The organism is Arsenophonus nasoniae DSM 15247 (assembly GCF_000429565.1).
Taxonomy (GTDB): Bacteria; Pseudomonadota; Gammaproteobacteria; order Enterobacterales; family Enterobacteriaceae; genus Arsenophonus; species Arsenophonus nasoniae.
On the sequence record NZ_AUCC01000225.1, the window covers coordinates 1 to 1556 of the forward strand.

At 52.4% G+C, this 1556-nt stretch carries 1 rRNA gene; it reads right to left on the reverse strand.

Annotation, left to right across the window (positions count from 1 at the left end):
* A 23S ribosomal RNA gene (locus G468_RS23280) occupies nucleotides 1-1556 on the reverse strand; the annotation flags it as partial.

Consider the following 1556-nt stretch of genomic DNA (forward strand, 5'->3'; position numbering starts at 1 on the left):
TATAGTCGTACGGATTTGCCTGCACGACCCACCTACACGCTTAAACCGGGACAACCGTCGCCCGGATAGCCTAGCCTTCTCCGTCCCCACTTCGCAGTAACCCTTAGTACGGGAATATTAACCCGTTTCCCATCGACTACGCTTTTCAGCCTCGCCTTAGGGGTCGACTTACCCTGCCCCGATTAACGTTGGACAGGAACCCTTGGTCTTTCGGCGAGCGGGTTTTTCACCCGCTTTATCGTTACTTATGTCAGCATTCGCACTTCTGATACCTCCAGCAGACCTCTCAGTCCACCTTCAACGGCTTACAGAACGCTCCCCTACCCAACAACATTGCTGTTGCTGCCGCAGCTTCGGTGCATGGTTTAGCCCCGTTACATCTTCCGCGCAGGCCGACTCGACCAGTGAGCTATTACGCTTTCTTTAAATGATGGCTGCTTCTAAGCCAACATCCTGGCTGTCTAAGCCTTCCCACTTCGTTTCCCACTTAACCATGACTTGGGGACCTTAGCTGGCGGTCTGGGTTGTTTCCCTCTTCACGACGGACGTTAGCACCCGCCGTGTGTCTCCCGTGATGACATTCTTCGGTATTCGGAGTTTGCATCGGGTTGGTAAGTCGGGATGACCCCCTAGCCGAAACAGTGCTCTACCCCCGAAGATGAATTCACGAGGCGCTACCTAAATAGCTTTCGGGGAGAACCAGCTATCTCCCGGTTTGATTGGCCTTTCACCCCCAGCCACAAGTCATCCGCTAATTTTTCAACATTAGTCGGTTCGGTCCTCCAGTTAGTGTTACCCAACCTTCAACCTGCCCATGGCTAGATCACCGGGTTTCGGGTCTATACCCTGCAACTTGACGCCCAGTTAAGACTCGGTTTCCCTACGGCTCCCCTATACGGTTAACCTTGCTACAGAATATAAGTCGCTGACCCATTATACAAAAGGTACGCAGTCACCCCATCCTCAAATGTCCCGCTTGTCTTTGCGGCCAATCTTGCCCGCTTTTTTAACTTCCGCTGCTCGTGTACTTCTAGCTACACTGCGCTGCGGCTTGAAAAAACCGAACAACCTTGTTGGCAAAGCCTGCGCTGTTATTGTGATGGTATACCATCACCCAACTGCCGAGGCACTTGAGTGATGGGGCTCCCACTGCTTGTACGTACACGGTTTCAGGTTCTCTTTCACTCCCCTCGCCGGGGTTCTTTTCGCCTTTCCCTCACGGTACTGGTTCACTATCGGTCAGTCAGGAGTATTTAGCCTTGGAGGATGGTCCCCCCTTATTCAGACAGGATAACACGTGTCCCGCCCTACTCTTCGAGCTCACGATACTAACACCTTCGGATACGGGGCTATCACCCTTTATGGCTGGCCTTTCCAGACCCTTCTCCTGATGCTAATATCGATGCTGACTCTGGGCTACTCCCCGTTCGCTCGCCGCTACTAGGGGAATCTCGGTTGATTTCTTTTCCTCGGGGTACTGAGATGTTTCAGTTCCCCCGGTTCGCCTCGTTTGACTATGAATTCATCAAACGATAGTGCATTAATGCACTGGGTTT